This window comes from Salinarimonas sp., assembly GCF_046292825.1.
In the GTDB taxonomy this organism is placed as follows: Bacteria; Pseudomonadota; Alphaproteobacteria; order Rhizobiales; family Beijerinckiaceae; genus Salinarimonas.
In genome coordinates this window covers 27,126-34,644 of the sequence record NZ_JBKBQG010000042.1, presented here as the reverse complement: position 1 = coordinate 34,644, position 7,519 = coordinate 27,126, and the positions used below count along the sequence as shown (strand labels likewise).

Sequence of the window (7,519 nt, the reverse complement as noted above, 5' to 3'; positions counted from 1 at the left end):
CCCTCCCCTGCGGGGAGGGATGCTGCCGCGGACGAGATCCCTCCCCGTAGGGGAGGGTGGACCCTGGAGCGCAGCGACAGGGGCCGGGTGGGGCCCGTGGCGCTGAGATCGTCCCTTGAGCGTCGGGCCCCACCCGACCTCCTTCGCTTCGCTCGGAGGCCACCCTCCCCTCCGGGAAGGGATGGTGGCGCATGATCCCCCGCGCCCTCCTCCTCTCCCTCGCGGCCCTCCTCCTCGCCGGGCTCGCGACCGCACTCGCCCTCTCCCGCTATGCCGCGAGCCTCCCCCCGCTCGATCTCGCGGCGAGCGCGGAGCGCTCCGTGATCGTGCTCGACCGCAACGGCACGCTCCTGCGCCCCTACGCGATCGCCGACGGGCGCTGGCGGCTGCCGGCGGCGCTCGACGATGTCGACCCGACCTACGTCGCCATGCTGCTCGCCTACGAGGACCAGCGCTTTCGCGAGCATGGCGGCGTCGATCCGCGCGCGGTCCTGCGCGCCGCCTGGCAGGCGCTCGCGGCGGGGCGGATCGTGTCGGGCGGGTCGACGCTCACCATGCAGGTCGCGCGCCTCCTCGAGCCGCGCGCGGCGCGCAGCCTCGACGCGAAGCTGCGGCAGGCGTTTCGCGCCCGCGAGCTGGAGAGCCTTCTGACGAAGGACGAGATCCTCGGCCTCTATCTCGCCCATGCCCCGTTCGGCGGCAATCTCGAGGGTGTGCGCGCGGCGAGCCTCTCCTATTTCGGCCGCGAGCCGAAGCGCCTCTCACACGGGCAGGCGGCGCTCCTCGTCGCGCTGCCGCAGGCGCCCGAGGCGCGCCGTCCGGACCGCCATCCGGAGGCCGCCCGCCGCGCCCGCGATCGCGTCCTCGACCGCGCGCTCGCCGCCGGCCTGATCGAGCCCCACGAGCATGCGCGCGCGATCGCCGAGCCGGTGCCGAGCGCACGCCGCCCCTTCCCGATGCTCGCCGCGCATGCCGCCGACGAGGTCCGCGCCGAGCGGCCCGAGGCGGCCCGCCACGTGCTGACCATCGACGCCGCCCTCCAGGCCTCGCTCGAGAGCCTCGTGCGCGGGCGCGTCGCGCGGCTCGGGCCGGACCTTTCGGCGGCGATCCTCGTGATCGACGCGCCGACGGGGGAGGTCTTGGCCCGCGTCGGCTCGGCCGGCTATCTGTGGAGCGAGCGGCGCGGGGCGGTCGACATGACCCGCGCGCTGCGCTCGCCCGGCTCGGCGCTGAAACCCTTCGTCTACGCGCTCGCCTTCGAGAGCGGGCTCGCCCATCCCGAGACCGTGCTCGAGGACCGCCCGGCCCGCTTCGGTCTCTATGCTCCGGAGAATTTCGATCTCGGTTTTACCGGCATGACGACCGCGCGGCGCGCGCTGCAGGATTCGCTCAATCTTCCGGCGGTCGCGCTCCTCTCCGAGATCGGCCCCGCCCGCCTCCTCGCGCGCCTGCGCCAGGCGGGGACGCGGCCCGTCGTGCCGCGCGAGAGCGAGCCCGGCCTCGCGATCGGGCTGGGCGGACTCGGCATCACGCTCGAGGACATGGCGCGGCTCTATGCCGGGCTCGCGCGCGGCGGCGACGTGCCCGCCTTGCGCCTGCGCCGCGACACGCCCCCGCCGCTGCCCGGAGAGGCCGCCCACCCCATCGCGGACCCGGTCGCCGCCTGGTACGTCTTCGACATCCTGCGCGGCACGCCCCCGCCCGACGGCGCGCTCGGCGGGCGGCTCGCCTTCAAGACGGGCACATCCTACGGCTATCGCGACGCCTGGGCGATCGGCTACGATCGCGGCCTCGTCGTCGCGGTCTGGGTCGGGCGGGCGGACGGGGCGCCGGTGCCGGGGCTGACCGGGCGCAACGCCGCCGCCCCCCTCCTGTTCGACGCCGTCGCCCGCACGGGTCGCGCGGCGCTCGCGATCGCGCCGCCCCCGCACGCCCTCGTCGCGACGACGGCGACCCTCCCGCCGCCTCTGCGGCACATCCGCCGCGATCGGCCGAAGACGCTGGCGGCGGCCGCCGTGGGGCGCCTCGCGATCGCCTTTCCGCCGGACGGCGCCCGCGTCGAGACGCGGCTCGACGGGGGCGGGGAGGGGCCGCGCGCCTCGCTCGCGCTGAAGGCCCAGGGCGGCGTCCTGCCGCTCACCTGGATGGTCGACGGCGCCCCCATCGACGCGCCGTCCCTGCGCCGCGAGACCGCCTGGCGCCCCGGCGGCGCCGGTTTCGCCCGCATCACCGTCATCGACGCGACCGGCGCGACCGATTCCGTGCTCGTGCGGCTCGATTGACGGACGCCGCGCTCACGGCCATTCGGCCGGGGCGGAGCGGAAGGGGGCGGCGGGGCGGCGCCAGATCGGGGCGCGGCCGTCGATCCGCAGGGGAAAGGCGACGCGCCGCGCCGGTCCCCAGGCGGTCTCCTCGGCGAACGTCTCGGGATCCCGCGTGCGCGGCGGGCGCGGCCCCGGATCGGCGATGCCGCCCGACACGAGGAGCGCCGCCGTGCGGGCGAGCGACAGACGCGCCGACGAGACGCGTCCCTCCTCGCGCAAAGCCCGCAGCGCCCGCAGCACGCTCGCGGCCATCAGGTATCCCGTCGCGTGGTCGAGCGCCTGGACGGGGAGGGGCACGGGCCCGTCGGCGCCGGTGCGCACCATGGCTTCGTGCGCGAGACCCGCATTCATCTGCACGACCGTGTCGAACCCGCGCCGCCCGCTCCACGGCCCGGTCCAGCCATAGGCGCAGAGCGCGACGTCGACGAGGCTCGGATTGAGCGCCCGCCGCGCGGCCTCGTCGTAGCCGAGCCGCGCGAGCGCGTCGGGGCGGTAGCCGTGGACGAGGACATGGGCCTGCGCGACGAGCGCCTCGAAACGCGCGCGGTCCTCCTCGCGGCGCAGGTCGAGCCCGCAACAGGCCTTGCCGAGCGTCGTCTCCGGGGCGAGGCCGTCCTCGCGCCAATCGGGCGGGTCGACGCGCAGGACGCGCGCGCCGAAGCCGGCGAGAAAGCGCGTCGCGACGGGGCCGGCGAGGACGCGCGTGAGATCGAGCACGCGCAGGCCGTCGAGATCCCCGCGCAGAGCCGGCAGGTCGCGGGGATCCCCGTCGCGGGTGCTCCAAGCGACGAGCGGCTCGGCGGCGACCGCGCGCCCCTGCGGATGCGCCGCCCAATCGTCGAGACTGCGCATCGCCGCGGCGACCCCGCCCGCGCGGACGACCGCATCCTCGAGGTCGTGCCGCTCCCAGCCCTCCACCGCCCGCGCGACCGCGGGCCGCTCGGCCGCGACGCCGAGAACCGACAAGGTCGCCGAGAGATGGGCGGGGACGTTCGTGTGGAGCCTGATCCAGCCGTCCCGCGCGCGGTAATTGCCGGCGACCGGGTCCCAGGCATCGGGCAGCGTCCAGCCGATCGGCCGGATCGTGATCCCGAACCAATCCTCGACGAGGCCGCGATCGACGTGGATGCGCGCGGCTCCCGTCAGGCGCGCGAGCTCGCGCCCGGCGGCGACGGTCGCGGCGAGCGCCAATCCCGAGACGTCGAAGATTCCGGGGAGCCGGACCTCGCCGACGATGGCGATCCCGATCTCGGCCGAGGCCCCCGGATCGAGCGCGTTCGCGATGGTCTCGTCGAAGATCGTCATGGGCGCCGTTCCGCTCCGTGTGTCTCCGGTGGTCGTCCCCCGCTCCGCCGGAGCGCTGCTCCGAGTTTGCGATCGATTTCGGCGGCTGTCATCCCGGACGCCGAAGGCGATCCGGGACCCATAACCACCACGCCTCGTTCGCAGCCTGTAGGCTGCGCATCTCCGATGATCGCTGTTGCGAGGGTGCGGTTCGAGCGCGGCATGCGCGCTCGGACTGTCGTCGAGGTTATGGGTCCCGGGTCCGCTTCGCGGCCCGGGATGACACCCTTCGATTGCTTCGCGGACGCTCAGCGCCCGTCGCGCTTGGCGAGCCACGCTGCGACGAGGCGGCGTTCCTCGGGCGTCATGTCGGTGATGTTGTTGGGCGGCATCGCGCCGGTCAGCACGCTCTGGATGCGGATCTCCTCGGCGTGGCGCATGATGTCGGCGGGGCTCTCGAAGCGCACGCCCTTGGGCGCGGAGGCGATGCCCGCCCAGGCGGGCTCGGTGGCGTGGCACATGGCGCAGCGGCCCTGGATCACCGCCATCGCCTCCTGGAAGGCGATCGTCTGCGCTTCCGGGAGGTCGAAGCCGGCGTCGAAATCGACCGTCTCGAAGGACGGGCGCCCGGCGACCGAGAGGAAGGCCGCGAGCGCCATCGCGGCGGCCGCCCCGCCCCAGGTCCACCAGACATAGCCCTGGTCGGCATGCATCGTGTTGAAGAAATGGCGCACGAGCGCGCCCGCCACGATCACGCAGGCGACGATCAGCGGCGCATAGGCGCTCGACCAGGCGAGCGGATAATGCGTCGAGAGCATCAGGAAGAGGACGGGCAGCGTGAGGTAATTGTTGTGCAGCGAGCGCTGCTTGGCCTGTTTGCCGAGCCGCGGATCGGGCTCGCGCCCGGCGATGAGATCGGCCACCACCTTCTTCTGGTTGGGGATGATGACGAAGAAGACCGAGCCCGTCATCCAGGTCGCGATCATCGCGCCCGTGTGCAGGAAGGCGGCGCGGTCCGACATCACGAGCCCGAATCCCCACGACGCCGCGACGATCAGCGCGAACAGGACGGCGCCGAGCGCCACGTCGTTCTTGCCGAGCGGCGACTTGCACAGAGCGTCGTAGACGATCCAGCCGCCGGCGAGCACGCCGAGCCCCAAAAGCCCCGCCTGCCAGGGCGCGAGCGGGAGCTTGGCCGGATCGATCGTGTAGATATCGGCCTGGAGATAGTAGATCCACACGATCAGGAAGAAGCCCGACAGCCAGGTGGCGTAGCTCTCCCATTTGAACCAGGTCAGCTCGCGCGGAAGCTCGGGGGGCGCGACATTGTATTTCTGCATGCGGTAGAAGCCGCCGCCATGCACCTGCCAGGCCTCGCCCGAGACGCCCTTGGCGAGCCCCTCGCGGCGCTTCAGGCTCAGATCGAGCGCGATGAAGTAGAACGACGAGCCGATCCAGGCGACGGCGGTGATGACGTGAACCCAGCGCGCGAGCTGGCTCGTCCATTCGGTGATTGCGGGCTCGATCATCTCTGCTGCATTGCGGTAGGCGGCGATGGCGCGAGGTTAGTCCGTCCGTGACGGAAGGGGAAGCGGCCTGAGAGGGCCCGCCCCCGCGACCACGCCGCGCGCCGTTCCACCTCCGGCGAGATGGATCGTCGAGCCATCGCACGATCGTCATTCCGGTGCGCGAAGCGCGCCCGGAATGACGGGGGAGTGCGGAGCCACGCTGGCCAAGGCGCACTCAGGGAGCCGAGCCGCCCTCGGGCGCCCTGCGCCCCTCGCCCTCGCTCCAGCCGACGCGCGCGTCGGGGACCGAATCGACGCTCGCGAAATACGGCTTGACGTCGAGAAGCGGCGTGCCGTCCTTGCAATCGAGGCCGCGCACGGCGATGCGGGTCCCCTCGATGCCGACGAGGGCGGCGACCGACAGCGCGATCGGGTTCGGCCGCGCCGGCGAGCGCAGGGCGAAGACGCCGCGCGGCGTGCCGTGGCGCGGCGCCTGCACGACGAGATCGCGCGGCGCCTCGTCCATCCAGTAGAGCACGATCACGTGGCTGCAGGTGGCGAGGTCCGCGAGGCCGCGCTCGTAGCGCGGATCGAGCTCGATCGTGCAGAGCGCGTCCGAGCCGCGGGCGTTCTTCGGGCAATCGTCGCGCGTCGCCCAGGGCGTGCGGATGCGCCCGATGAAATACAAGCCGGCGTCGGGAGCCTCCGGCAGCGCGATCGCCACCTCTCCCGCCCGCCGCTGGTCGGACGGATCGCGCGTCACGTCGTCCTCCTGACGGCCGCTCACATCCCCCGCTTCACCTTGGCGAGCGCCTCGCCGAGCGCGTCCGCGAAGCTCTCGCGCTCGGGGGGCGAGAGCTCGCGGGCGATCACGACGCGCTCGCCGCGGGAGACGAGGGCGAGCTTCATCAGACCGTAATCCTCGTCGTGCTCGCGGTCGAGCTTCGTCCAGAGCGGGTTGAAGCGGCGCTCCTCGCGCTCGCCGCGATGGCTGATGCGGCGCAGGAGGAGGTCGATCGGCGTGAGCACCACCTCCTCCACCGATTTCGCCGAGCGGAAGCTCGCGCGGAAGGCGATCGCGAGCGCGACGATGTCGAGCCCGAGAAAGCCCGCGACCGGCCAGGCGCCGAGCACGATGAAGGGGATGCTCGCCCCCACCACCGCGAGGCAGCACAGGATCAGCACGAGCCGCGCGCCCGACGGGTTCATCGAGCGATGCGGGGTGATGGTCGCGGCGAACACGGGTCGCTGCGGATCGGCAATCGTCGTCGTCGTCTCGGGCTCGGCCATGGCGGGGGAATGCCTTGTCGTCGACCTCGGGGGGAGTATAACGCGCAAGGTCTCCATCGGAAGCGCACATGTCCGTGAAATCCCGTCCTGCGCGACAAGGCCGCGCTTCCGCCGCGGCGAAGCCCGCGAGCAAGCCCGCCGCGAAGCGCGCGAAGAAGCCGCCCCGGGTCGTCGACGAAGCGACCCGCACCGAGATCTTCCGCCGCCTCTGCGCCGCCAATCCGGAGCCGCGCTCGGATCTCGAATATCGCGACCCGTTCACGCTCCTCGTCGCCGTCGTGCTCTCCGCGCAGGCGACGGATGCGGGGGTGAACAAGGCGACGCGCCGGCTCTTCGCGATCGCCGACACCCCCGCCGCCATGCTCGCGCTCGGCGAGGAGGGCGTGCGCGAGCACATCAAGACGATCGGGCTGTTCAACGCCAAGGCGAAGAACGTGATCGCGCTCTGCCGCATCCTCGTCGAGGAATACGGCGGGGCGGTGCCGCCCTCGCGCGCGGCTTTGGAGACACTCCCGGGGGTGGGCCGCAAGACCGCGGCCGTCGTCGTCAACGTCGCCTTCGGCGAGCCGACGATCGCGGTCGACACCCACATCTTCCGCGTCTCCCACCGCATCCCGCTCGCCCACGGCAAGAACCCGGACGCGGTCGAGGCGGCGCTCACCCCGATCGTACCCGACGAATACCGCCGCCACGCCCACCATTGGCTCATCCTGCACGGCCGCTACGTCTGCAAGGCCCGCCGCCCGGAATGCTGGCGCTGCACGATCGCGGATCTGTGCACCTTCCCCGACAAGACGCCGGCCCCGGGGCCCGCGAAGGCGGCCGCGAAGGGGCGGGCGCTCGAGCCGGAGGCGGGGGAATGAGGCAAGGGTGCCGCCTTCCCCTTAACGGATGGCGGGAGGGACATGGCCTGCTCCCGCTGCACGTGAGAGATCACGCGGTGCCGCCCCTCTCCTTCCCCTCAGGGGAAGGTGGCCCGGCGCCGAAGGCGACGGGTCGGATGGGGTCATTCGCCGCGCAAGCGGCGAAGGGGCGTTGTCGTAGAGCTCGTCCCGTCGCAGGCGCTTCGCGCCGTGGGGGGGCCGCCGGGGGGGGGGGCCCCCCCGCCCCGGC

The 7,519-nt window shown here is 73.1% G+C and carries 6 protein-coding genes; 2 read left to right on the top strand and 4 right to left on the bottom strand.

All coding sequences use genetic code 11. The features are described from left to right. Positions 1–191: 191 nt before the first annotated feature. The gene (gene pbpC, locus ACK4UM_RS16935; protein ID WP_409801381.1) at positions 192–2,282 is read left to right on the top strand and encodes a penicillin-binding protein 1C; all 2,091 of its coding nucleotides are present in this window, start codon (positions 192–194) and stop codon (positions 2,280–2,282) included. Between the two features lie 12 nt (positions 2,283–2,294). Here the strand turns inward: pbpC and ACK4UM_RS16930 are convergent, their stop codons facing one another. From ACK4UM_RS16930 to ACK4UM_RS16915, 4 genes are all read right to left on the bottom strand, one after another. Continuing rightward, complete coding sequence (locus tag ACK4UM_RS16930) at positions 2,295–3,629, bottom strand: CoA transferase (protein ID WP_409801378.1); 1,335 nt, start codon at positions 3,627–3,629, stop codon at positions 2,295–2,297. A 287-nt stretch (positions 3,630–3,916) separates the two neighbouring features. Continuing rightward, the gene (locus ACK4UM_RS16925; protein ID WP_409801376.1) at positions 3,917–5,137 is read right to left on the bottom strand and encodes a urate hydroxylase PuuD; all 1,221 of its coding nucleotides are present in this window, start codon (positions 5,135–5,137) and stop codon (positions 3,917–3,919) included. A gap of 214 nt (positions 5,138–5,351) precedes the next feature. Further along, positions 5,352–5,879 (bottom strand): tRNA (N6-threonylcarbamoyladenosine(37)-N6)-methyltransferase TrmO, encoded by a 528-nt coding sequence (gene tsaA / locus ACK4UM_RS16920; RefSeq protein WP_409801373.1) that lies wholly within the window; start codon positions 5,877–5,879, stop codon positions 5,352–5,354. A 20-nt stretch (positions 5,880–5,899) separates the two neighbouring features. Then, positions 5,900–6,406, bottom strand: coding sequence for a DUF2244 domain-containing protein (locus tag ACK4UM_RS16915; RefSeq protein WP_409801370.1), 507 nt, complete (start codon positions 6,404–6,406; stop codon positions 5,900–5,902). 68 nt (positions 6,407–6,474) lie between these two features. Here ACK4UM_RS16915 and nth point away from each other — a divergent pair, with 68 nt between their 5' ends. Next, positions 6,475–7,269 carry an endonuclease III gene (gene nth / locus ACK4UM_RS16910; protein WP_409801366.1) on the top strand — a complete coding sequence of 265 codons (795 nt, stop codon included), beginning with the start codon at positions 6,475–6,477 and terminating at the stop codon, positions 7,267–7,269. Positions 7,270–7,519: the final 250 nt, after the last annotated feature.